This window comes from Ruegeria sp. BF10, assembly GCF_056538725.1.
Genome location: NZ_JBQFTR010000001.1, coordinates 774,895 through 797,643, shown reverse-complemented (window position 1 = coordinate 797,643; position 22,749 = coordinate 774,895). Strand labels below are relative to the sequence as shown.

The 22,749-nt window shown below is 60.1% G+C and carries 22 protein-coding genes; 7 read left to right on the top strand and 15 right to left on the bottom strand.

Going from position 1 to position 22,749, the window contains the following annotated elements; all coding sequences use genetic code 11:
* Position 1: 1 nt before the first annotated feature.
* The 9 genes from ACR0DJ_RS04020 to ACR0DJ_RS03980 all read right to left on the bottom strand — a co-directional run bounded on the left by ACR0DJ_RS04020 (position 2) and on the right by ACR0DJ_RS03980 (position 8,938).
* Positions 2–535 (bottom strand): NuoB/complex I 20 kDa subunit family protein, encoded by a 534-nt coding sequence (locus ACR0DJ_RS04020; protein ID WP_010442777.1) that lies wholly within the window; start codon positions 533–535, stop codon positions 2–4.
* Positions 526–891 (bottom strand): NADH-quinone oxidoreductase subunit A, encoded by a 366-nt coding sequence (locus tag ACR0DJ_RS04015; RefSeq protein WP_050602775.1) that lies wholly within the window; start codon positions 889–891, stop codon positions 526–528. The genes ACR0DJ_RS04020 and ACR0DJ_RS04015 overlap by 10 nt, the downstream gene beginning before the upstream one ends.
* 194 nt (positions 892–1,085) lie before the next feature.
* Positions 1,086–1,868 carry a crotonase/enoyl-CoA hydratase family protein gene (locus ACR0DJ_RS04010; RefSeq protein ID WP_480683957.1) on the bottom strand — a complete coding sequence of 261 codons (783 nt, stop codon included), beginning with the start codon at positions 1,866–1,868 and terminating at the stop codon, positions 1,086–1,088.
* A 1-nt stretch (position 1,869) separates the two neighbouring features.
* Positions 1,870–2,721: a hydroxymethylglutaryl-CoA lyase gene (locus tag ACR0DJ_RS04005; RefSeq protein ID WP_170343776.1), complete on the bottom strand. Its 852-nt coding sequence runs from the start codon at positions 2,719–2,721 to the stop codon at positions 1,870–1,872.
* Between the two features lie 78 nt (positions 2,722–2,799).
* The gene (locus ACR0DJ_RS04000) at positions 2,800–4,734 is read right to left on the bottom strand and encodes an acetyl/propionyl/methylcrotonyl-CoA carboxylase subunit alpha (RefSeq protein WP_480683955.1); all 1,935 of its coding nucleotides are present in this window, start codon (positions 4,732–4,734) and stop codon (positions 2,800–2,802) included.
* A gap of 5 nt (positions 4,735–4,739) precedes the next feature.
* Positions 4,740–5,165 carry an ASCH domain-containing protein gene (locus ACR0DJ_RS03995; protein ID WP_170343774.1) on the bottom strand — a complete coding sequence of 142 codons (426 nt, stop codon included), beginning with the start codon at positions 5,163–5,165 and terminating at the stop codon, positions 4,740–4,742.
* A 1-nt stretch (position 5,166) separates the two neighbouring features.
* Positions 5,167–6,771: a carboxyl transferase domain-containing protein gene (locus ACR0DJ_RS03990; protein WP_425078568.1), complete on the bottom strand. Its 1,605-nt coding sequence runs from the start codon at positions 6,769–6,771 to the stop codon at positions 5,167–5,169.
* Positions 6,768–7,394 carry a lysozyme inhibitor LprI family protein gene (locus ACR0DJ_RS03985; protein ID WP_170556085.1) on the bottom strand — a complete coding sequence of 209 codons (627 nt, stop codon included), beginning with the start codon at positions 7,392–7,394 and terminating at the stop codon, positions 6,768–6,770. Before ACR0DJ_RS03985 ends, ACR0DJ_RS03990 begins: the two co-directional genes overlap by 4 nt.
* Before the next feature lie 20 nt (positions 7,395–7,414).
* Positions 7,415–8,938, bottom strand: coding sequence for an AMP-binding protein (locus ACR0DJ_RS03980; protein WP_480686226.1), 1,524 nt, complete (start codon positions 8,936–8,938; stop codon positions 7,415–7,417).
* Between the two features lie 136 nt (positions 8,939–9,074).
* On the opposite strand from ACR0DJ_RS03980, the gene ACR0DJ_RS03975 reads away from it, so the two are divergent.
* Positions 9,075–9,677: an OmpW/AlkL family protein gene (locus tag ACR0DJ_RS03975; protein WP_480683951.1), complete on the top strand. Its 603-nt coding sequence runs from the start codon at positions 9,075–9,077 to the stop codon at positions 9,675–9,677.
* A gap of 52 nt (positions 9,678–9,729) precedes the next feature.
* On the opposite strand, the gene ACR0DJ_RS03970 is transcribed toward ACR0DJ_RS03975, so the two are convergent.
* The 3 genes from ACR0DJ_RS03970 to ACR0DJ_RS03960 all read right to left on the bottom strand — a co-directional run bounded on the left by ACR0DJ_RS03970 (position 9,730) and on the right by ACR0DJ_RS03960 (position 12,958).
* The gene (locus ACR0DJ_RS03970; protein ID WP_480683950.1) at positions 9,730–10,893 is read right to left on the bottom strand and encodes an isovaleryl-CoA dehydrogenase; all 1,164 of its coding nucleotides are present in this window, start codon (positions 10,891–10,893) and stop codon (positions 9,730–9,732) included.
* 163 nt (positions 10,894–11,056) lie between these two features.
* Positions 11,057–12,247 carry a DegT/DnrJ/EryC1/StrS family aminotransferase gene (locus tag ACR0DJ_RS03965; RefSeq protein ID WP_480683948.1) on the bottom strand — a complete coding sequence of 397 codons (1,191 nt, stop codon included), beginning with the start codon at positions 12,245–12,247 and terminating at the stop codon, positions 11,057–11,059.
* A gap of 39 nt (positions 12,248–12,286) precedes the next feature.
* Positions 12,287–12,958 carry an HAD-IA family hydrolase gene (locus ACR0DJ_RS03960; RefSeq protein WP_257599048.1) on the bottom strand — a complete coding sequence of 224 codons (672 nt, stop codon included), beginning with the start codon at positions 12,956–12,958 and terminating at the stop codon, positions 12,287–12,289.
* A gap of 134 nt (positions 12,959–13,092) precedes the next feature.
* On the opposite strand from ACR0DJ_RS03960, the gene glmU reads away from it, so the two are divergent.
* The 4 genes from glmU to ACR0DJ_RS03940 are packed head-to-tail and all read left to right on the top strand — an operon-like array spanning position 13,093 to position 17,510.
* The gene (gene glmU, locus ACR0DJ_RS03955; RefSeq protein ID WP_480683947.1) at positions 13,093–14,445 is read left to right on the top strand and encodes a bifunctional UDP-N-acetylglucosamine diphosphorylase/glucosamine-1-phosphate N-acetyltransferase GlmU; all 1,353 of its coding nucleotides are present in this window, start codon (positions 13,093–13,095) and stop codon (positions 14,443–14,445) included.
* A gap of 3 nt (positions 14,446–14,448) precedes the next feature.
* Positions 14,449–16,272 carry a glutamine--fructose-6-phosphate transaminase (isomerizing) gene (glmS, locus tag ACR0DJ_RS03950; protein WP_170343765.1) on the top strand — a complete coding sequence of 608 codons (1,824 nt, stop codon included), beginning with the start codon at positions 14,449–14,451 and terminating at the stop codon, positions 16,270–16,272.
* 3 nt (positions 16,273–16,275) lie between these two features.
* On the top strand, positions 16,276–16,818 hold the full coding sequence (locus ACR0DJ_RS03945; protein WP_170343764.1) for a pyridoxamine 5'-phosphate oxidase family protein: 543 nt from the start codon (positions 16,276–16,278) through the stop codon (positions 16,816–16,818).
* Positions 16,819–16,823: 5 nt separating this feature from the next.
* A complete protein-coding gene (locus tag ACR0DJ_RS03940) occupies positions 16,824–17,510 on the top strand; it encodes a DNA alkylation repair protein (RefSeq protein ID WP_480683946.1) in 687 nt (228 codons plus the stop codon).
* Here ACR0DJ_RS03940 and ACR0DJ_RS03935 read toward each other — a convergent pair.
* Positions 17,498–17,929 (bottom strand): hypothetical protein, encoded by a 432-nt coding sequence (locus tag ACR0DJ_RS03935; protein ID WP_425078574.1) that lies wholly within the window; start codon positions 17,927–17,929, stop codon positions 17,498–17,500. The two genes, ACR0DJ_RS03940 and ACR0DJ_RS03935, sit on opposite strands and share 13 nt — an antisense overlap.
* Before the next feature lie 91 nt (positions 17,930–18,020).
* Here ACR0DJ_RS03935 and moaA point away from each other — a divergent pair, with 91 nt between their 5' ends.
* Entirely contained in the window at positions 18,021–19,028 is a 1,008-nt protein-coding gene (moaA, locus tag ACR0DJ_RS03930) for a GTP 3',8-cyclase MoaA (RefSeq protein WP_171631101.1), read from the top strand.
* Position 19,029: 1 nt separating this feature from the next.
* Positions 19,030–20,328, top strand: coding sequence for a 3-deoxy-D-manno-octulosonic acid transferase (locus tag ACR0DJ_RS03925; protein WP_480683945.1), 1,299 nt, complete (start codon positions 19,030–19,032; stop codon positions 20,326–20,328).
* Between the two features lie 71 nt (positions 20,329–20,399).
* Here ACR0DJ_RS03925 and ACR0DJ_RS03920 read toward each other — a convergent pair whose 3' ends face one another.
* Positions 20,400–21,563, bottom strand: coding sequence for a M20 aminoacylase family protein (locus tag ACR0DJ_RS03920; protein ID WP_170343760.1), 1,164 nt, complete (start codon positions 21,561–21,563; stop codon positions 20,400–20,402).
* Between the two features lie 22 nt (positions 21,564–21,585).
* Positions 21,586–22,749 carry a M20 aminoacylase family protein gene (locus tag ACR0DJ_RS03915; RefSeq protein WP_480683944.1) on the bottom strand — a complete coding sequence of 388 codons (1,164 nt, stop codon included), beginning with the start codon at positions 22,747–22,749 and terminating at the stop codon, positions 21,586–21,588.

Below are 22,749 nucleotides of genomic sequence, written 5' to 3'. Positions count from 1 at the left end.
CTCAGCGGACAATTGTGCCGGTACGGCGGATTTTGCGTTGCAACTGCATCAGCCCGTAAAGCAATGCCTCAGCAGTCGGAGGGCAGCCGGGCACGTAGATGTCCACCGGAACAACCCGGTCACAGCCACGCACGACGGAATAGGAATAGTGGTAATACCCACCGCCATTCGCGCAGGACCCCATCGAGATCACATAGCGCGGCTCGGGCATCTGGTCATACACCTTCCGCAACGCCGGGGCCATCTTGTTGGTCAGTGTTCCCGCCACGATCATCACATCAGACTGGCGCGGGGACGCCCGGGGTGCGATGCCGAACCGTTCCGCATCATAACGTGGCATCGAGGTGTGCATCATTTCGACCGCGCAGCAGGCCAGGCCAAAAGTCATCCAGTGCAACGAGCCAGTGCGCGCCCAGTTGATGATGTCTTCGGTCGAGGTCAGCAGAAAACCTTTGTCCTGCAACTCGGCGTTCAGGGCCTGGGTGGCGACCTCCTTGTCGACACCGGCAGTGTTGGCACCCGTCATCACTCCCATTCCAAGGCCCCTTTCTTCCATTCATAGGCAAAGCCGATGGTCAGAACGCCCAGGAACACCATCATGGACCAGAACCCGACATCGCTGATGTCCTTGAAGCCCACGGCCCAGGGAAACAGGAAGGCAATTTCAAGATCGAAGATGATGAACAGAATCGAAACCAGATAGAATCGGACGTCGAATTTCATCCGCGCATCGTCGAAGGCATTGAAACCACATTCATATGCGCTGACCTTTTCGGGGTCGGGATTGCGGACGGCCAGTACGACGGCGGCCAGGATCAAGACGATCCCAAGGCCCACGGCAACGGCCAGAAACACCAGAATCGGGAGGTACTCCCGCAGCAGGTCTTCCACGAATAGCTCCTTTCCTGCGCACGCATCTTGTCGGGTGCGCCGTCAATTGGCGTGTTGACTGGACATTCTCTATCCCTGCGGGGTCAGAGGGTCAACCGAACACAGCCCCCTTCGCGATCAAACCTGCGCTTGACAGCGCGGCATAGAATCGCAGCACCGGCGTTTGGCATTGGCGTGGCGGACCCTGGTAAAACCTACTTATTCCATGCAGGTTTTCGTTTTTCAAAAAACGCCGCGATCCCTTCGCGTGCCTCTTGCGTTTCCCAGCGTTCGACCAGTTCGCCTATGGTCTGATCGATCACGGCATCGTCGATGCACGGACCCAGAGCGCGTACCAGCGCCTTGGCAGAGGCAACCGCCCCGGGCGCGCAAGACAAATAGGGGCGAATTTCGTCCTCAACCGCGTCCAAAAGCCGATCTGCCGAAACGGTTTTCGCCAGCAGGCCCAGATCAACGGCCTCGGACGCATCGAACAAACGGGCTGACATGAACACCCGGCGCGCGCGGGCTTCGCCCATGCGGGCGATGACATAGGGGCCAATTGTTGCGGGGATCAGCCCCAGGCGCGTTTCGGTCAGCCCCATCTTCAGACTGTCGACCCCGATCGCGACATCGCACACGGCCGCCATGCCCACCCCGCCCCCAAAGGCATTACCCTGCAACGCCCCGATCAGGGGCTTCGGCATCGTGTTCAGAGCCTGCAACATCTCGGCCAGCTTGCGCGCCTCGACAAAACGCGTCTTTTTGTCGGCTGCCATCTGGTCCTGCATCCACCCCAGATCGCCGCCGGCACAGAACGTCTTGCCCGCCGCGGCCAGAACGACCGCCCGGACCGCGTCATCCTGACCAAGTTGCGATGCGGCCTCGGTCAATTCCGTGATCATCTGCCCCGACATGGCATTGTGTTTTTCCGGCCGGTTCAGGGTGAGCGTCGCGACACCACGCTTATCCGTCGAGATCGTGATCGTTTCAAACATGTCAGCCCCTCAAAGCCCTGGCCATCTGCGCGGCCTCTTCAATGACGTCGATATCCAGCCCGGTTTCGTATCCCAGCCGCTGCAAATGTGCCGCAACATCCTCGGTGGCCACGTTTCCGGCCGCACCCGGTGCGTAGGGGCAACCGCCCAACCCGCCCACGGCGGCATCGAACACCCGCACGCCCAGCGCCAATGCCGCATCGATGTTGTCGATCGCGCGCCCGTTGGTGTCATGGAAATGCCCCGCCAGCCGCGTCACCGGAACCCTTTCGCGCACCGCCAGAAGCATATGTGCGACCTTGTCCGGAGTTCCCTGCCCAATCGTGTCGCCCAGCGAAACCTCATAACAGCCCAGCGCGAAAAGCCGATCAGCAACCTCAGCCACTTTTTCCGGCGGCGTCGGACCGTCGTATGGGCAATCCGTCACGCATGAGACATAGCCACGAACCGGCAGATCGATATGGCGCGCCGCCTCCAGAATCGGCGTGAACCGCTCGATCGACTCGGCGATGGAGGCATTGATATTGGCTTTCGAGAATCCTTCGGAGGCCGAGGCAAACACGGCAATCTCGTCCGCCTTGGCCGCCAGCGCGTCACCATAGCCATGCATGTTCGGCGTCAGCGCGGCATAGCGCACCCCATCCACTCGGGTGATTCCGCCCAGCACCTGAGCCGATCCCGCCATCTGCGGCACCCATTTCGGGGACACGAAGCTTGCAACTTCGATCCGGCGAAACCCAGCCCGGCTGAGACAGTCGATCAGGGCGATCTTGTCCGCGACCGGTATTTCGCGCTTTTCGTTTTGCAGCCCGTCGCGCGGCCCGACCTCGTAGATTTCGACCAGCTCACCCATGTCCGCCCCTCTTCTGGATTGTTGTCGTTTCAAGCAAAGATCGTCTGACCTTGGCACGCCGCGTTGCGCGGGTACAGGTCAAGCTTCTTCCTCCAACCTCACCAGGGCAGCCCCGGCTTCGACCTGCGAACCATCCTCGACCAGCACTTCGGCAACGATCCCGTCCCGCGCCGCAAGCAGCGAATGCTCCATCTTCATCGCTTCCAAAATGGCCAGACGATCGCCTTTCTGCACGGTTTGTCCCGCTGTGGCAAAGACGGCCTTGACCAGACCGGGCATAGGCGCCTCGATCACGTTGGTGTCACCGGTCGCGCTGGCATCCCGGTCCAGCGGGTCGATGACGTCGAAGCTCTGACCGTAATCGGTGAAAACCGTCAGGGTCCCGTTATGTGCGGCAACGCGAGGCATCGGCGCGCCGTTCAGCTTCCAGCGCCCGGCGGTGCGTTCCGCAACGACGCGGTTTTCGCCAATCTGCCAAATCTGGCGATCCGGCCCGTCGACCTGCACGTCCAGATCCAGCACGTCGTCACGACGGGACAATTGCACGGCGCGATGCAGCGGCGCCCACAGCGAAAACCCGGTTTCCGGATCGACATCCACCAGGTCCAGTGCCGTCATCGCCGCCGCAACCGCGGTAACATCCGACGGCTCGGCTTCCTGTACCAACGTTTCAAGGTCCCGCCCGATCAGACCCGTATCGACATCGCCCGAGGCAAATCCTTTGTGACGCGTCAACGCGCCGAGAAAAGCCAGATTGGTAACGGTACCCGCAACTTCAGTCTGTTGCAGCACCCGGTTCAACGTCTCAAGTGCAACGGCACGTGTCGAACCATGCACCACCACCTTGGCGATCATGGGGTCGTACCACGGGCTGATCGTGTCCCCGGCGCGAACGCCGCTATCGGCGCGACAATTGGCTGGGAAAACCAGATGAGTCAGCGTTCCCGTCGCGGGCAGGAACCCCTTCGGAACGTCCTCGGCGTAAAGCCGGGCCTCAAACGCATGGCCCGAGATCGCAAGATCATCCTGCTTCTTGGGAAGGCTCTCGCCTGCGGCCACGCGAAGCTGCCACTCGACCAGATCGATCCCCGTGATGGCCTCTGTCACCGGGTGCTCCACCTGAAGGCGCGTGTTCATTTCCATGAACCAGAACCTGTCGGGGCGCAGCCCGTCAGAAGCATCGACGATGAACTCGACCGTGCCCGCGCCCTTATAGCCGATCGCCTCGGCGGCGCGCACGCCGGCCTGACCCATGGCCTCGCGCATCTCAGACGTCATGCCCGGGGCGGGGGCTTCTTCGATCACCTTCTGATGGCGGCGCTGCAACGAGCAGTCGCGTTCGAACAGATGCACGGCATGAGTACCATCGCCGAACACCTGCACTTCGATATGGCGGGGTTTGGTCACGAATTTTTCGACCAGTACGGCATCATTGCCGAAGGCGGTCCGGGCCTCGCCCCGCGCGCTGTCAAGCGCGGTCGCGAAATCCTCAGGGCGTTCAACAAGGCGCATCCCCTTGCCGCCGCCGCCCGCAACGGCCTTGATCAGAACCGGATAGCCGATCGCATCCGCCGCACCGGCCAGATGCTCGGGGTCCTGATTGTCGCCGTGATAGCCGGGTACGACCGGAACGCCGGCCTTCTCCATCAGAACCTTCGCCGCGTCCTTGAGGCCCATCTTGCGGATCGCATCCGCCGAAGGGCCGATGAACGTCAGCCCCGCCGCCTGCACGGCATCCACGAAACCGGGGTTCTCGGACAGAAAGCCATACCCCGGATGGATCGCCTGTGCACCGGTATCCAGCGCGGCCTGAATGATGACGTCGCCCTTCAGATAGCTGTCCGCCGGGGCGGGGCCGCCAATATGAACCGCCTCGTCCGCCATCTGAACGTGTTTGGCCGCCGCGTCCGCATCGGAATAGACAGCAACGCAGGACACGCCCATGGACTGGGCCGTTTCCATGACGCGGCAGGCGATCTCGCCCCGGTTGGCAATCAGGATTTTGTTGAACATGTCTTTCACCCTTCCACTGCCAGATCTTCGACGAGACGGAACCGTTCGCACACGAGTTTCATCTCAGGATCAAAGCCGCCGTTTCGTTGGAAATAACGGCGATGATCTTCCCGCCATCCTTCAAGCGTTTCATTCTCACCTTCAGCCAAAGCGAATTCCTCGGTCACATCACAATAGCGCTGGATCGAGACACCGACGGTTTCAATGACCAAAGCCGGTGTGTCATCCCAGTTCAGCGCAATATCGCGTCGACCGGGCTTCGGCATTTCAGGGCTGCCGTCCGGATAGTTGCCGAGCGCATCGCAGGTCGCTGTTTTACGGCCAGAACGGACCAAAGCCAGAAGCTCTGCACTCAGCACCGGGTTGTCGCCGAATTTGAAGGTTTGCGCACCTGGATAGCGGGCCATAAGGTCTTTCAAAGTCACGCTCATTTTACATCCTGAACACGCCGAAGCGTGTCTCCTCGATCGGAGCGTTCAGCGCGGCGCTCAACGACAGCGCCAGCACGTCGCGGCTTTTGCGCGGGTCGATGATGCCGTCATCCCACAGACGGGCCGAGGCATAGAGCGGATGCGACTGTTCCTCGAACATATCCAGCGTCGGGCGTTTGAACTCGGCCTCTTCTTCGGCCGACCAAGTTCCACCCTGCCGTTCTATCCCGTCGCGTTTGACGGTGGCCAGAACGCCAGCGGCCTGCTCTCCACCCATCACTGAAATCCGCGAGTTCGGCCAGGTCCACAGGAATCGCGGCTGATAGGCGCGACCGGCCATGCCATAGTTTCCGGCCCCGAACGAGCCGCCGACCAGCATGGTGATCTTGGGCACCGAGGTCGTCGCCACCGCCGTCACCATCTTGGCCCCGTGCCGCGCAATACCTTCGTTTTCGTATTTCCTGCCGACCATGAACCCGGTGATGTTTTGCAGGAACACAAGCGGGACTTTGCGTTGCGAACACAGCTCGACGAAATGGGCGCCCTTCTGCGCCGCCTCGGAAAACAGCACGCCGTTATTGGCAATAATGCCAACCGGACAGCCTTTGACATGGGCAAAGCCGGTCACCAGTGTTTCCCCGAACCGAGGCTTGAATTCGTCAAAGCGCGAGCCATCGACCAGACGCGCAATCACCTCGCGGATGTCATAGGGGGTGCGCAGATCTGCGGGAACAACGCCCAGAATTTCCTCGGGGTCATAGGCCGGATCCTCGGGGCTGGCCCAATCCACCGTCTGCGGTTTGCGCAGGTTCAGCGACCCGACCGCACGGCGAGCCAAGGCCAGCGCGTGGGCGTCATCCTCGGCCAGATAATCCGCCACGCCGGACAGGCGGGTGTGCACGTCACCGCCCCCCAGATCTTCGGCGCTGACGACCTCGCCTGTCGCGGCCTTGACCAGAGGCGGCCCGGCCAGAAAGATGGTGCCCTGTTCCTTGACGATGATCGTCACATCCGACATCGCCGGCACATAGGCGCCACCGGCCGTGCAGGAGCCCATGACCACAGCGATCTGAGGGATACCCTTCGCGCTCATCCGCGCTTGGTTATAGAAGATGCGGCCAAAGTGATCGCGGTCGGGGAAGACCTCATCCTGATTGGGCAGGTTCGCACCACCGCTGTCGACCAGATAGATGCAGGGCAGATGGTTTTCCTCGGCGATCTCCTGCGCGCGGAGGTGTTTCTTGACCGTCATCGGATAGTAGGTGCCGCCCTTCACGGTGGCGTCATTGCACACCACCATGACCTCGCGCCCTTGTACCCGGCCAATACCCGCGATCACCCCGGCACAGGGCGCGGCATCGCCATACATCCCGTGCGCCGCCGTCGCGCCGATTTCAAGGAACGGAGACCCCGGGTCCAGCAAATTCGCCACCCTGCGCCGAGGCAACATCTTGCCACGGGATTCATGCCGCGCGCGGGATTTCTCGCCACCGCCCATGCGGGCCGCTTCGGCAGCAGCAGAGATTTGCGCCAGCGCATCCAGATGGGCCGCGCGGTTTGCTTTGAAGCCCTCTGAGACGGGCAAAGCTTTAGATGTGAGTTTCATTGTTCAGCTACCCCACGAGTTTCGCAAATTTCGCGTATGATGCTGCCTTGTTGCCAACTACAGATGCCAAGTATCTCTCGCTCCATCTTCAATGCCTGTTCAGCTGTTCCGCGCATCCAGCATGCGCCTCTGGTCGGTCCAGCAGCTGTTCCACCCCAATAATCACTGGCCCGGAATCGGCAAACAGCGTTGGAATACACTTTCCATTCGGCTTGCATCTTTTTTAATGTCTCGGGTGCGGTCCATTTGAACGCATGATCATCTTGGGGGACATGGCCATGAAGTTTCTCAGCCCATTCCGCCAAATCTGAGTAATTTTGGTCCAGCATTCTATCCCAAAAAACGGTCTCAGCGTCCAAACACATGATCATTCCATAGGTCGAATAATCAGTCCGGTCCATGCAATCTTGGGCGGCAATCCCAATGCACTCGTAAACGGCATCCGGGATTGCTCGCTGAGGCTTTTTCTTTTCGAGAGTCTCCCGTGCAAGTCGCAAGCATTTTTCGATCAATTCGGTTTCAATGGAATATCCATCACTTTGCTCCGAGGTGATCTCATACGCATGAGATGCTTTAGCCAACAAACCCACGACGAACGCCACGATGAACAGTGTATTGATCAATCTCGACGAATCTCTGCGTCTCATTGTTTTTCCCCCGCCGCCCGCACCTTCAATTCCTTCCGGATCACCTTCCCCGTCACCGTCATCGGCAACTCCTCCAGAAACGCCACCTCGCGCGGATAGGAATACTGCGCCAGACGGTCCTTGACCCACTCCTGTAACTCGGCCTCCAAAGCCTCGGCTCCCGGTTTCAGCACGACATAGGCCTTCACGATCTCGGTTCGCAAAGGATCAGGCTTTCCGACCACACCTACCGTTGCCACCGCCGGGTGGGTAAGCAGGCAGTCCTCAATCTCAGCCGGGCCGATCCGGTATCCGGCGGAGGTAATCACGTCGTCATCACGACCGACAAAGCGCAGATAGTCGCCCTCCCACACGCCGCGGTCTCCGGTGATCAGCCAGTCACCCCGGAACTTCTCAGCCGTCGCCTCGGGCCGGTTCCAGTATTCCAGCAGCATCGAGGCCGAGCCGCGCCGGATGGCGACATCGCCTTCCTCGCTGGTCGGGTTGCCGTCATAGTCGATAACCGCGACTTCATGCCCGGGCACCGGCTTGCCGATGCAGCCGGGTTGAACGGGGAAATCCTCGGCGCAGGAGGATACGACCATATTGCATTCGGTCTGGCCGTAGAATTCGTTGATCGTCAGGCCAAACGCTTGCTGTCCCCAGGCCAGCATCTCGGCCCCCAGCGGCTCGCCGCCGGACGCCACCGAGCGCAGCCCGGGGATCGCCTGATCCGAAGCCTTGAGCATCCGCAGCGCTGTTGGTGGGAAGAAGACATTCCGCACCCCGCCCCGCGCAATGATCTCGGCGCAGGCTTCGGGAGAGAACTTCTCAAGCCGTGCCGCGACAACCGGGATGCCCAGCGCAAGGCCAGGCATCAGCACATCGAACAACCCACCGATCCACGCCCAATCCGCCGGGGTCCACAGGCAGTCTCCGTCGCGCAGGTGATTGTGGCTGATCGAGACGCCCGGAAAATGCCCGGTCAGAACCCGGTGCCCGTGCAGTGCGCCTTTCGGGCTGCCGGTTGTACCAGAGGTGTAGATCAATACGGCAGGATCCTCGGGCCCGGTCGCGGCATAGGGCAGAGCAGGACCCGCCACGCCAATTTCGGATGCGATCAGAGGTTCAGCCAGATCGCCCAGCAAATCCACCCCTTCGGCATCGGTCAGCACAATCTGAACGCCTGCATCGCCCGCCCGCGACCGCAGCGCATCCCGCTTGAACAACTTGAACAAGGGCACCGAAATCGCGCCGATCTTCCAGATCGCCAAATGAGCTGCCGCACACCAGGGAGACTGGCTCAGCAGCACTCCGACCCGATCACCGGGCTGGACGCGGGCCAGCAGGGCGCGGGCGATCCCATCAGCCATCTGTGCCAGTTGCCCATAGGTTATCAGCCGCCGCCCTGATCCGGTCAGATCGATAAGCGCCACCTGTTCACCCGGATGGTTCAGACATTGCTGCGCCATGTTCAGCCGGTCCGGTATGTCCCAGCCTCGTCCTGAGCGCAAACCCGGTATGCGCTCAGCGTGCAGCAACGCGAATTCCCCTTGTTTTTCTGATGCTTCGCGACCTGACCTTGGGCGGACACATCACGCAAACTTGATGCAGATCAGAGTGGCCGGACACCGCCTTTGCAAAACCAAGAGCATCAACATAACCAAAGGCAAGAATATGACAAAGAAACTCGCCGCTTTGACACTGTCTACCGCGTTGGTCGCACTGGCGGCTCCGGCTTTGGCCCAGTCGCAAGGGGATTGGACGCTGGGTATCGGTGTTGGCTATCTGGACCCGAAATCCGACAACGGCACGCTGGCCGGTGCACCAGCGACGATCGACGCGGACACCCGCCCGATTTTCACCGCAGAGTACTTTATTCGCGACAACCTGGGTATCGAGCTTTTGGCAGCGACCCCGTTCAAACACACCGTTTCCCTTGGCGGTACGGACGCGGCCACGGTCAAGCAGTTGCCGCCCACCTTGTCGCTGAACTATCACTTCCCGACCAACAGCGCCTGGAAACCCTATGTCGGCGCCGGTCTCAACTATACGATCTTCTTCGACGAGCAATCGCCCCTGGGCAACATCAAGGTCGATGACTCCTTCGGCGTCTCGTTGCAGGCCGGTCTGGATTACATGGTCACCGACCACGGGGCGATCCGCCTGAACGTGCGCTGGTTCGACATCGACTCGGACGTCTCGCTCAACGGCGCCCCCATCGGCACCGCGGAAATCGATCCCTGGCTGGTCGGTGTTTCCTACGTCCATCGGTTCTGATCCCGTTTCCAAAACGCCCTGCGGTTTCCTCGTCCGCAGGGCGTTCTTTCTTTCAGAGCATTTCATTCATCATTTCGCGGCCGATCAGCATCCGGCGAATCTCGCTGGTGCCTGCGCCGATTTCCATCAACTTGGCATCCCGGAAAATCCGGCTGACCGGCGCATCCGACAGGAAGCCCGCCCCGCCCAGCGCCTGAACCGCCTGATGGGCCTGAACCATCGCCTGTTCCGACGCGTAAAGGCAGCACGCCGCCGCATCCTGCCGGGTCACGTCACCGCGGTCACAGGCTTTGGCGACTTCGTAGACATAGGCCCGTGCCGAGTTCATCGCCGTGTACATGTCGGCAATCTTGCCCTGCATCAACTGGAAGCTGCCGATGGGTTTGCCGAACTGCTTGCGCTCAGCCACATAAGGCATCACTTCGTCCAGACAGGCGGCCATGATGCCGGTCCCGATGCCTGCCAGTACGACACGTTCATAATCCAGCCCGGACATGAGCACGGCAACACCCTTGCCCTCTTCGCCCAACACGTTCTCGAACGGAACTTCTACGTCTTCAAAGATAAGCTCAGCCGTGTTCGATCCGCGCATACCCAACTTGTCGAAATGGGGCGAGGTCGAAAAACCCTTCATCTCTTTTTCGATCAGGAATGCGGTAATGCCCTTCGATCCGGCATCGGGGTCCGTCTTGGCATAAACCACCAGAGTATCCGCATCCGGCCCGTTGGTGATCCAGTATTTATTGCCGTTCAAGCGGTAATGATCGTTCCGCTTTTCGGCGCGCAGCTTCATCGACACCACATCCGAGCCGGCCGAGGGCTCTGACATGGCCAGCGCCCCTACATGCTCACCGGAGACCAGGCGCGGCAGGTATTTCTGCTTCTGCTCTTCATTGCCGTTCAGCTTGATCTGGTTCACGCACAGGTTGGAATGCGCCCCGTATGACAAGGAAACCGAGGCCGATGCACGCGCAACCTCTTCGACGGCGATCGTATGCGCCAGATAAGACATGCCTGCACCGCCGTACTCTTCCGGCACGGTGACACCCAACAGACCAAGCTCTCCCATTTCTTTCCACAGCTCGTTCGGAAAGGCATTCGTGGCGTCGATCTCGGCCGCCATCGGCTTGACACGCTCCTGCGCCCAGCGATGCACCATCTCGCGCAGGACATTCACATCCTCACCCAGATCAAACTTCATCGTGGCCATGAACATCTGCGTCTTCCCTCCGCTTTAATGAACAAGTGTTCAATAAATCTCTAGCAGCGAATCTGCTGCCGGTCAATCTTTGTGACAGCGCGTCCGAAACGGAAAACGCCGCCCCAAAAGGGCGGCGTTTCAAAAGATCGAGCGTGCGCCGCAGGCGCACTCCGCTTGGTCAAGACTGATAAACCGCGCTCACTTCGGCCCGGATGATCCGTGCGATCAATCGACAATCCTCCAGGGAAAACGTCAAAGGCACGCGCATATCCATAACGCCGGCCAGAACGCGGTCACTTTCCGGCATCCGCTCGCTGTCGAAATACCGCCAACTGTCATAGCGCGACGTGAAACCTGTCGGTTCGGCACCGCCGAACCACTTCAGCTCAACCCCACGCGCCGCGCAACGGCTGATGACTTCGGCTATCCGTTCAGGCGCCCAATCCAGCAGCAGGAACTGGATCGAAGACCCAACATAGGTTTCCGCCTCGGGCCGCTCGACAATCGTCAGACCCGGAGTGCCGCGCAACCCGGTTTCGATCTCGCGATAGCGCTCGTTCCACCGGGCCACCTGCCGGTCAAGATCCCGCAATTGCGGGCGCAGGATCGCCGCGCGCAAATTGTCCATCCGGCCCGAGACGTTGGGCGTGGTATATTTGATCCGTTCGAACACGTCCGGCCCCGGCGCCGCAAGATGGCGTTCATACAACATGTAGGATCCCGACAGCATCGTGGCCTTGGCCGCCAGTTCCTCGTCATCGGTGACCAGCAAGCCCCCTTCGCCGGAATTGACATGCTTGTAGGTCTGACAGGAATAACACCCGATCGCGCCCTGCCGCCCCGACAACTGACCGCGCCAGGCTGCACCCATCGTGTGCGCGCAATCCTCGATCACGATCACCCCGGCTGCGTCACACATCTGCATCAGCCGGTCCATGTTACACAGATGTCCGCGCATATGGCTGAGCATCAGCACACGCGCCTGATCCAGCTTGGCCTCAAGATCATCCAGATCAATGGTCAGGTCTTCCGTCACTCCGACAAAAATTGCCCGCCCTCCGACCGAGGCAATCGACCCCGGGACCGGCGCCAGCGTAAACGCATTTGTCAAAACCGGGTCACCGGGCTGCACGCCAACCGCACGCAGGGCCGTGGCCAGAGCGTAACCGCCAGACGAAACCGCCAGACAGTATTTTGCCCCCATCTGCGCCGCAAATTCCTGCTCCAGCAGGGCTGTTTCCCCCAACTCTCCGGGGACGACATTGTAACGATGCAGACGCCCATGGCGCAGAACGGCCAATGCCGCTTCGATTGCATCTTCCGGAAGGGGTTCCTGCTGCGTAAAGCTGCCAGAGAATATGTCGGTCATGATCTTGTTCTGAGGCTCCGAAAGGGTCCGGTCAAGGTTTCAGGCTGCCGCACCGATCAGATCAGGCACGAGGCCGGGCAAATCATCAAAATGGTGCAGCAGGGCGTCGGGTTCCAAAGCCGCCATGTCATCCCCCGATGGCCCGAAGGTAACCAGCACGGAAGGAACGCCCGCCGCCCTGGCGGTGTTGCGGTCGGTATCCGAATCTCCGACCAGCACGCACCAGTCCGGATCGCCCCCGGCACGACGCGCAGCTTCCCGCAGCGGCGCCGGGTCCGGTTTGCGTACCGGCAGCGTATCGGCCCCGACCAAAGATGCAAAACGGTCCCGCACCCCCATGCGCGTCAGCAACAATTCGGCCAGATGTTCCGGTTTGTTCGTGCAAATGCCCACACCGTAACCCGCGTCACTCAGCATCTCGACCGCCTGTAGTGCACCGGGGTAGAAACTGGTGTGGGTGTCGATGTCCCGAGCATAAGCTTCAAGCAGAACCGGATAGTAGGCCTGGACCGTATCCTCGTCATAGGCCCCGACACGTTTCAACCCGTGGGTCAGCATCATGCGTCCACCTCTCAGCGCTATACCTGAATCTGCACCGTGGACCAGGACATCCCCGTGCCCCATCTCGCGGAAACAATGGTTCGCGGCAGCCAGCAAATCGCCGGATGTATCCGCCAAAGTACCATCCAGATCGAAGATGACGGTGCGCATTTCGCCCCCTTGCTCGGCAGGTTTTCGCCGTGTCCTGTTTCAATCGGCAATCTTGTTTGATGGCCGAACGGCTTGCGCCTTTGACCTCAGCGGATAAAACGGACGGCAACAAAACACAAAGAGAAAACGATTTCATGAGCAATGCCCTTGTCATCCTTGCCGCCGGAAAAGGCACCAGGATGAATTCGGATCTTCCCAAAGTCCTGCATCCCATCGCTCAGGTTCCGATGCTGATCCATGCGATGCGCGCCGGATCTGTCCTGTCGCCCGAACGTACTGTGATCGTTACCGGCCACGGGTCCGAAGCTGTGGCAAAGGCCGCAATGGCCGAGGATGAAGATGTGCAAATCGCCGTTCAGGAAGACCAGTTGGGTACGGCCCATGCGGTCGCCCAGGCCCGGAACGCATTGAACGGCTTCGATGGCGATGTGGTTGTTCTTTACGGCGACACCCCGTTCTTGCAGCCCGACACGCTGGAAAGGATGATCGAGGCGCGGTCCGGGAATGACTTGGTCATTCTTGGCTTTGAAGCAGCCGACCCTGCCCGTTATGGCCGGCTGGTCATGAATGGCGATGTGCTGGAACGTATAGTCGAGTTCAAAGATGCGTCAGATGAAGAGCGATCCATAACATTCTGCAATTCAGGGCTTTTGGCCTGCAATGCGCAGCTGCTGTTTTCGTTGATCGACGAGGTCGGAAACGACAACGCTGCGGGCGAGTACTATCTGACCGACGTGGTTGAAATTGCGCGCCGCCGTGGGCTGAACGTGACCGCTGTCGCGTGCGACGAGGCGCAGACGCTGGGCGTGAACTCTCGCGCTGATCTGGCCGCCGCAGATGCCGTGTTTCAGGCGCGCGCGCGAGCTGAGCTTCTTGACCTGGGCGTCACATTGATGGCCCCAGAGACGGTGTACCTGGCTGCGGATACGGTGGTCGGGCGCGATACGGTGATCGAACCGAATGTGGTGTTCGGACCGGGCGTCACGGTTGAAAGCGGCGCGACGATCCGGGCCTTTTCGCATCTTGAGGGCTGCCATGTCAGCCGGGGCGCTGTCGTCGGCCCCTACGCACGCCTGCGCCCCGGCGCCGAACTCGCTGAAAACACGCGGGTCGGCAATTTCGTCGAGATCAAGAATGCCGAAATCGCCGAAGGCGCGAAGGTCAATCACCTCAGCTATATCGGAGACGCTTCGGTTGGCGCTGCGACCAACATCGGCGCGGGGACGATCACCTGCAACTATGACGGCGTGATGAAGCATAAAACCACGATTGGTGCGAACGTCTTTGTCGGCTCGAACACCATGCTGGTGGCCCCGGTCACTGTGGGCGACGGCGCGATGACCGCGACGGGCACCGTCGTGACCAGGGATGTGGACCCCGAGGCATTGGCCGTGGCCCGCGCCAAGCAGGAAAACAAGCCCGGATATGCGCGTAAATTGTTTGACATGTTGAAGGCGAAGAAGGCTCGCCGCGATAAAAAGGCCTGAGATATGTGTGGAATAGTAGGTGTTTTGGGGCAGCACGAGGCCGCCCCCATTCTGGTAGAAGCCCTGAAACGGCTGGAATATCGCGGCTATGACAGCGCCGGGATTGCAACCGTCAACGACGGCGCATTGGGCCGGCGGCGCGCGGTTGGCAAGCTGGTCAATCTCAGCGACCTTCTGGTGCATGATCCTCTTCCCGGAAAATCCGGCATTGGCCACACCCGCTGGGCCACACATGGTGCCCCATCGGTCAACAATGCACATCCGCACAAGGCGGGCCCTGTGGCCGTCGTTCATAACGGTATCGTCGAAAACTATCGCGACCTGAGGGCCGAACTGGCCGAACATGGTGTTGATTTCCAGACCGAAACCGACACGGAAACGGTCGCTCTTATGACGGAACACCACCTGAACTCGGGCCTGTCCCCGGTTGAGGCCGCGTTCAGGACGATCGACCAGTTGGAAGGCGCGTTTGCACTGGCCTTTCTGTTCGACGGAGAGGACGACCTGATCGTGGCGGCCCGCAAGGGATCACCACTGGCCATCGGCCATGGGGATGGTGAGATGTATGTGGGCTCTGACGCCATCGCCCTGGCCCCGCTGACCAACCAGATCACATATCTGGAAGAAGGCGACCGCGCGGTTCTGACCCGGACGTCACTTGAAATCCGCAACGAGGCCGGTGAGTTGGCAAACCGGGAAAAGCGCAAGATCAAACTGGATCACGCACGCGCGGACAAGGGCGAGCACAAGCATTTCATGGCCAAGGAAATCGCTGAACAGCCCATTGTCGTGGCAGAGGCGATCCGGTCCTACCTGCCCACGGGCGGCGACCGCGTGGTCCTGCCGGACACGGATCTGGATTTCAGCAAACTGGACCGTCTGACCATGGTGGCCTGCGGCACCGCGTTTTACGCTTGCCTGACCGCGAAATACTGGTTCGAGCAACTGGCGAAGATGCCCGTTGAAGTCGATATCGCCAGCGAGTTCCGCTATCGCGAACCGCCGATCACCGACCGAACACTGGCGCTGTTCGTCAGCCAGTCGGGCGAAACCGCCGACACGCTGGCCGCGTTGCGCTATTGCGAGGGCAAGGCAGACAAGATCGTTTCGGTCGTCAACGTGCCCGAAAGCTCGATTGCACGGGAAAGCGATATCGCCTTGCCGATCCATGCCGGTGTCGAAATCGGTGTCGCCTCGACCAAGGCCTTCACCTGCCAGTTGAGCGTGCTGCTGATGCTGGCGCTCAAGGCTGCCGCAGACCGGGGCACGCTGACGGATGAGGACATCGCCGATCATGCCGCCGCGCTGCGTGGGTTGCCGACCGTGCTGAACGCGGCACTCGATCAGAACCGGGCGATCCGCAAGGCCGCCCAACGCCTGTCCGAGGCGCGCGACGTCCTGTTTCTGGGCCGTGGTCTGATGTATCCGCTGGCAATGGAAGGCGCGCTGAAGCTGAAGGAAATCAGCTATATCCACGCTGAAGGATACGCGTCGGGAGAGTTGAAACACGGCCCCATCGCCCTGATCGACAAGCATATGCCTGTGGTCGTCATGGCCCCGCGTGACACGGTTTTCGACAAGACCGTCTCGAACATGCAGGAAGTGATGGCGCGCAAGGGCAAAGTGATCCTTGTCTCTGATGATGATGGCATTGACGAGGCCGGCGACGGTGTCTGGAGCAGCATCCGCATGCCACATGTTCACACCAGCCTTGCACCGATCCTCTACTCGATTCCCGCGCAATTGCTGGCCTATCACACGGCTGTTGCCAAGGGCACGGATGTGGATCAGCCGCGCAATCTGGCAAAGTCGGTCACGGTGGAGTGATTTATGGCCAAGCAGTTCCCGCAGCTTAATGAAGCGCATCAAAGGTTCATCGAAGACCAGCATATGTTCTTCGTCGGCACCGCCGGGGCCGAAGGTCGGGTCAATATTTCCCCCAAGGGAATGGATTCGCTGCGGGTACTGGGGCCGAACCGCATCGTCTGGATGAACCTGACCGGCAGTGGCAATGAAACGGCGGGGCATCTTTTGCAGGTCAACAGGATGACGCTGATGTGGTGTTCCTTCACCACACGTCCGATGATCCTGCGCACCTATGGCACGGCACGTTGCCTGCATGTCGGGGATGATGGATGGAACGACCTTGCCGGCCTGTTCCCAAATCACCGAAGCGCACGACAAATCTATGACCAGTCGATCGACATGGTGCAGACCTCGTGCGGCTATGCCGTGCCTTTCATGGAATTCCAATCCGACCGCGACACGATGCAGAAATGGGTGGATGGAAAATCAGACGAGGAAATCCGTACCTACTGGGTGGAAAGGAACGGCCAGACAATTGATGGAAAGCCAACCGGCGTACCGATGTGAGTCCGATGCTGAGTGGATATCTCGATCAGATCAACGCGCATGGTGACCCCGAACGGGCGACCCAGATGGCCAGTTACCACAAGGCGGATCGCATCTATCTGGGCGTCGCGAACCCGGTTCTCAACGACCTGACCAAGGCGTGGCGGCAAGAACTGGATGTGCCGGCGCGGATCGCATTGGCGGACGCATTATGGCGAACGAACATCCACGAAGGGCGTCTTGCTGCATCCAAGCTTTTGACTCAGGCGCGCATCAGACCAGACGCGGCGGTTTGGGACTTGCTTCAAAGCTGGCTGCCGGATTTCGATGCGTGGGCCGTTGCGGATCACGCGTGCATGGCGATGCAAAAGCGACTTTCAGCAGATCCTGACCGACTGGATCAGGTCGAACATTGGACCCGGTCCGATCACATGTGGACCCGGCGCGCAGCCTTGGTCGCAACCCTGCCCTGGACCAAACAGAACCACCCTAAGCCTGAGGATCTGCACCGCCGTGATCGGATCCTTGGCTGGGCTGCCGGATATGTTCCGGACCGCAACTGGTTCATTCAGAAATCCATCGCCTGGTGGCTGCGCGAACTGTCCAAACATGACCCTGAACGCGTGATCGCCTTTCTGAAACAGCACGGTGATGCCATGAAGCCATTTGCCCGCCGCGAGGCAGGCAAATACCTTAAAAATCAATCCATATAGACCTCAAGCTCGACAAGTTCGTCGAGGGGCACCAGCAGGGCCCTCATGGCGTCCAGAGACAAGCGACTGCCGCTGCTGTCCGGACCGGAAACCGGGACCAATGTGATATAGGCCTGCGCCCCGGTTCGCGGCACGACGACACGCGCCGTAACTTCGCTGTCCACCAGCGGTGTCTGCATCCAGCGCCCCGGAGTGGTCGGATCCCCGAGCCCGGCGATGGTGGTTTTCGCCCCAACCCAGTTCGGGCGCGCGGAAACCGGTTCGGGTTGCAGCACCTCTTCGGCAACTGCGGTGCCAGTTTCCGCGTCAGGCACCGTCTGGACGGGCGTGTCGCCCCCGCCGAACACTCGGTCAGTCGTTGACTGCACGGCGTCGCATCCGGCCGTCATTGCGCATGTCAAAACAAGTATTTTCTTCATGCCGGAAACCTACAGCCCCGCGCCCACCTGTTCCAGCGCAAAGCACAGTTCGCCCTTGTCGCGGCCATGTTCCGGCTTTACCTATTACATCATGACAGCTCCGCTTATCGACCCGTTTGCCCGCGCCATCACGTATCTCCGCGTCTCCGTCACGGACCGCTGCGACTTCCGCTGCGTGTATTGCATGTCCGAGAACATGACCTTTCTGCCCAAAAAAGACCTGCTGACATTGGAGGAACTGGACCGGATGTGTTCGACCTTCGTCAGGATGGGGGTCGAAAAGCTGCGCATTACGGGTGGTGAGCCGTTGGTGCGTCGCAACATCATGACGTTCTTCAACTCGATGACACGCCACCTGGACAGCGGTGCATTGAAGGAACTGACGCTGACAACCAATGGGTCGCAACTGCACCGATTTTCCGATGATCTGTATGCGGCCGGTGTGCGCCGGGTGAATGTCTCGCTGGACACTCTGGATGATGACAAGTTCGCCAAGGTCACACGCTGGGGGCGCCTGAAACAGGTTTTGAACGGAATTGACGCCGCGCAAAAGGCTGGACTGCGGATCAAGATCAACGCCGTCGCCCTGAAAGGGTTCAATGAACCCGAACTTCCGAAAATCACGGAATGGTGCGCCCAGCGGGATATGGATCTGACCTGGATCGAAGTCATGCCGATGGGTGATATCGGCAACGAAGACCGCCTGGATCAGTACTGGTCACTCAAGGACGTGCGGAAAGAATACGAAAACCACTATTCGGTCACCGATCTGGCCGAACGCAGCGGTGGCCCGGCCCGTTACGTGCGGCTCGAGGAAACCGGCCAGAAAATCGGCTTCATAACGCCGCTGTCGCACAATTTCTGTGAAAGCTGCAACAGGGTCCGGCTGACCTGCACGGGCGAACTTTACATGTGCCTGGGTCAGGAAGACATGGCCGACCTGCGCGGCGCCCTGCGCGATCATCCCGATACCGAACAGCCACTTGAAGACGCGATCCGATCCGCCATAAATCTCAAGCCCAAAGGGCATGACTTCGACTATTCCCGCCAAGCCGTCGATGGCCGGATGAGCCGTCACATGAGTCACACAGGCGGCTGATATGCCGGATCACGACGGCCGCCCCACGGCGTTGTACCATGCGTACTGCGCCCTCACGTCTCTTGCCGCGCCCCTGGTATGGCGGGTCGTTCGGAACAAGCTGCGGGCAGCAAACGTACCAGTCAAGCGACAACAAGAACGCCTTGGCCATGCCAGCCTGCCCAGGCCAAATGGGCGTTTGATCTGGTTCCACGCCGCCAGCGTCGGCGAAAGCCTGTCGGTCCTCAGCCTGATCAGACGGCTCGCAGACCGCCTGCCCGAAGCCGAGTTTCTGATCACCTCCGGCACCCCGACCTCAGCGGCTCTGATCGAAAAACGCCTGCCGCCCCGCACACGGCATCAATACCCGCCGCTTGACACGGCAGGTCCGGTCCGACGCTTTCTGAACCATTGGCAACCAGAAGGCGGGGTTTTCGTCGAAAGCGAAATCTGGCCCCGGTTGATCGTCGAAAGCGCCAAACGGGGCATTCCGCTGGCCATTCTGAATGCACGACTGTCGGACAAGTCTGTTGCCGGTTGGAAAAAACGCCCCGAAACGGCGCGGTTCATTCTGAACAAATTCAACTTGTTCCTGACGCAGAACGACAAAACCGCAGCCAACCTGACAGCCATGGGTGCCTCTGCCGGCCGCGTCCGGCCCGGCACCAATCTCAAGGCCATGTCAGACCCTCTTCCCATAGACCACGGCACGCTGGATGACATCGGTTCTCAGATTTCTGGCAGACCTGTGTGGATCGCCAGTTCAACCCATGCCGGTGAAGAGGAAACCGTTCTGGCCGCGCACCAATCACTTCTGGAACGCTGGCCCGATCTGCTGCTGTTGCTGATCCCGCGCCACCCCGAGCGACGCGGCGATATCGCCAAACTACTGGAAGCCTCCGATCTCAACGCCGCGTTCCGATCCGAAACTTCCCCTATCAAAACCGAAACCCAGGTATATGTCGCAGATACATTGGGCGAGACCGGCACATGGTACGCGCTGTGTCCCATCGTGTTCCTGGGCGGCTCCCTGAAAGACATCGGCGGTCACAACCCATTCGAACCGGCACAGGCCGGAGCCGCCGTGATTACCGGCCCCGGATACTTCAATTTTGCAGAAACGTTCGCACCGCTGATCAAAACCGGTGGCGCCATCGAGGTTCGAACCGAAAAGGATCTCTCTGCGGCGGTCGATCATTGGCTTTCAGACGACCAAGCCCTGACCCAGGCCCGCAACGCCGCCCAATCCTGCGTCAAGACCCAAAGCAACGCGCTGGACTCCGTCGTGGAAACACTGTGCAGCTCGCTCAACCTGACTTGAAAGTGCAGGATCCCTCTTCATCTGGCCGAAAATATCCCGGGGGTGTGGGGGCAGAGCCCCCACTCGTCCGATCAGGCCGCCGGCATCCGCTGCTCAACGATCTCTGCCCACCAGCTGCAACCGGCGGGAATCGCCTCATCGTTGAAGTTGTACTCCGGGTGGTGAACCATGGCTGTATCGCCGTTACCCACTAAAATATAGGCCCCGGGACGTTCCTCCAGCATGAAGGCAAAGTCCTCGCCTCCCATGACCAAAGGCGCATCGTCGCAATCGCCGGATACCGACCGGGCAACAGCTGCGGCGAACTCAGTCTGTTCTTCACTGTTCACCATCACCGGGTACCCGCGGATGTAGGTCACGTTTGCGGTGCCTCCGAACGTGGCCGCGATTCCATTGCAGATCTCATTGATCCGCTTTTCGGCCAGATCCCGCATGTCCTTGCTCATGGTGCGTACGGTTCCTTTGATCTGAACGGTTTGCGGGATCACGTTGAACGCTTTCGACGAGGTCTCGAACGACGTCACCGACACCACGACCTGATCGATCGGATCGGCATTGCGCGAGGAAATGGTCTGAAGCGCCAAAACCGCCTGCGCAGCCAGAACCGTGGTATCTACTGTTTCATGCGGCTTGGCCGCATGACCACCTCGCCCTTCAAAAGTGATGTCGAACTGATCGGTTGCGGCAAAGAAGGAACCGGGACGGATGGCGAACTTGCCCACAGGTTGTCCCGGCCAGTTGTGCATGCCGTAGACTTCCTGAATATTCCAGCGGTCCATCATGCCATCTTCACACATTTCACGACCACCGCCGCCGCCCTCTTCGGCAGGCTGGAAGATCACAACGACCGTGCCATCGAAGTTTCGGGTTTCCGACAGGTATTTCGCAGCACCCAAAAGCATCGCCGTGTGGCCATCATGGCCGCAGGCATGCATCGCGCCCGGTGTTTTCGAGGCATAGTCCAATCCCGTCGCCTCATGAATCGGCAACGCGTCCATATCCGCCCGCAGACCGATCACCTTGCCGCTGCTGTCCGATTTGCCCTTGATCACGCCAACAACGCCGGTGCGCCCGATGCCGGTGACGACCTCATCGCAACCGAACTCCTGCAACTTCTCGGCCACCATTGCGCTGGTGCGGTGCGTTTCGAACAGGATTTCCGGGTTTTCGTGCAGATCCCGTCGCCAGGCGGTGATCTCATCCTGCAACTCGGCAAAGCGGTTTTTGACTGGCATGTCTTCTCTCTCCTAATTCAGTTCAAGCCGCCGGCATTCGGCGCTCGACCATTTCTGCAAACCACGAGCATCCGATCGGGATGATCTCGTCGTTGAAGTTGTATTCAGGGTGGTGCAACCCTGCGCTGTCACCGTTGCCCAGAACGATGAAGGCTCCGGGCCGTTCTTCCAGCATGAACGAGAAATCCTCGCCCCCCATGACCATCGGCGCCTCGATGCAGCTGCCCCCGACCGAAACCGCGGCTTCTGCCGCATATCCCGTTTGAGTTTCGGCGTTGATCGTCACCGGAACGCCACGCGTGTAATCGACGTTCACCGAACCACCGAATGTTCCAGCAATCCCTTCGGCGACCTCTTTGAGGCGCTGTTCGATCAGATCACGCATCTGGTTGGAATGGGTCCGGACCGTGCCGCGTATCCGCGCCGATTGCGGGATCACGTTGAACGCTGTCGAAGACGTCTCAACGGACGTCACCGACAGCACGGCTTGCAGGATCGGATCCGCATTGCGCGACACGATCGTCTGCAATGCCACGATCATTTGCGACAGCATCACCGTCGTATCGACCGTCTCATGGGGTTTCGCAGCGTGACCTCCGCGCCCTTCAAGATAGATGTCAAATTCGTCCGCCGCAGCCAGCAATGGGCCCGAACGGATCGCGAACTGCCCGGTGGGCAGGCCCGGTACGTTGTGCATCGCATAGACTTCCTGAATGCCGAACCGGTCCATCAGACCGTCCTTGCACATGGCCTCGGCACCATTCCCGCCCTCTTCGGCGGGCTGAAAGATCACGATTGCGGTGCCATCGAAATTGCGCGTCTCAGACAGGTATTTTGCCGCTCCCAAAACCATGGCGGTATGCCCGTCATGCCCGCAGGCATGCATCGCGCCAGGTGTCTTCGAGGCATAGTCCAGCCCGGTCTGTTCCTGCATCGGCAGGGCATCCATGTCGGCACGCAGGCCAATCACGCGGCCCTGCGTGTCGCTTTTGCCGCGAATGACCCCGACCACTCCGGTGCGACCGATGCCTGTCACGACCTCATCACAGCCGAATTCCTTCAGCTTTTCCGCCACCAGCGCGCTGGTGCGGTGCGTGTCGTACAGAATTTCCGGGTGTTGGTGAATGTCACGCCGCCAGCCTGTGATCTCTTCGTGCATCTCTGCAAGGCGGTTCTTGATCGGCAT

Coding starts and splice junctions, on each gene's coding strand:
- ACR0DJ_RS03920 (WP_170343760.1), bottom strand. CDS start 21,563: ATGCCAGTCAAAAACCGCTTTGCCGAGTTGCAGGATGAGATCACCGCC.
- ACR0DJ_RS03925 (WP_480683945.1), top strand. CDS start 19,030: ATGCCGGATCACGACGGCCGCCCCACGGCGTTGTACCATGCGTACTGC.
- ACR0DJ_RS03945 (WP_170343764.1), top strand. CDS start 16,276: ATGGCCAAGCAGTTCCCGCAGCTTAATGAAGCGCATCAAAGGTTCATC.
- ACR0DJ_RS04000 (WP_480683955.1), bottom strand. CDS start 4,734: ATGTTCAACAAAATCCTGATTGCCAACCGGGGCGAGATCGCCTGCCGC.
- ACR0DJ_RS04005 (WP_170343776.1), bottom strand. CDS start 2,721: ATGGGTGAGCTGGTCGAAATCTACGAGGTCGGGCCGCGCGACGGGCTG.
- ACR0DJ_RS03990 (WP_425078568.1), bottom strand. CDS start 6,771: ATGAAACTCACATCTAAAGCTTTGCCCGTCTCAGAGGGCTTCAAAGCA.
- ACR0DJ_RS03915 (WP_480683944.1), bottom strand. CDS start 22,749: ATGCCGATCAAGAACCGCCTTGCAGAGATGCACGAAGAGATCACAGGC.
- ACR0DJ_RS04010 (WP_480683957.1), bottom strand. CDS start 1,868: ATGTTTGAAACGATCACGATCTCGACGGATAAGCGTGGTGTCGCGACG.
- ACR0DJ_RS03965 (WP_480683948.1), bottom strand. CDS start 12,247: ATGACCGACATATTCTCTGGCAGCTTTACGCAGCAGGAACCCCTTCCG.
- moaA (WP_171631101.1), top strand. CDS start 18,021: ATGACAGCTCCGCTTATCGACCCGTTTGCCCGCGCCATCACGTATCTC.
- ACR0DJ_RS03995 (WP_170343774.1), bottom strand. CDS start 5,165: ATGAGCGTGACTTTGAAAGACCTTATGGCCCGCTATCCAGGTGCGCAA.
- ACR0DJ_RS03935 (WP_425078574.1), bottom strand. CDS start 17,929: ATGAAGAAAATACTTGTTTTGACATGCGCAATGACGGCCGGATGCGAC.
- ACR0DJ_RS04020 (WP_010442777.1), bottom strand. CDS start 535: ATGGGAGTGATGACGGGTGCCAACACTGCCGGTGTCGACAAGGAGGTC.
- ACR0DJ_RS03960 (WP_257599048.1), bottom strand. CDS start 12,958: ATGCGCACCGTCATCTTCGATCTGGATGGTACTTTGGCGGATACATCC.
- ACR0DJ_RS03975 (WP_480683951.1), top strand. CDS start 9,075: ATGACAAAGAAACTCGCCGCTTTGACACTGTCTACCGCGTTGGTCGCA.
- ACR0DJ_RS03970 (WP_480683950.1), bottom strand. CDS start 10,893: ATGTTCATGGCCACGATGAAGTTTGATCTGGGTGAGGATGTGAATGTC.
- glmS (WP_170343765.1), top strand. CDS start 14,449: ATGTGTGGAATAGTAGGTGTTTTGGGGCAGCACGAGGCCGCCCCCATT.
- glmU (WP_480683947.1), top strand. CDS start 13,093: ATGAGCAATGCCCTTGTCATCCTTGCCGCCGGAAAAGGCACCAGGATG.
- ACR0DJ_RS03940 (WP_480683946.1), top strand. CDS start 16,824: ATGCTGAGTGGATATCTCGATCAGATCAACGCGCATGGTGACCCCGAA.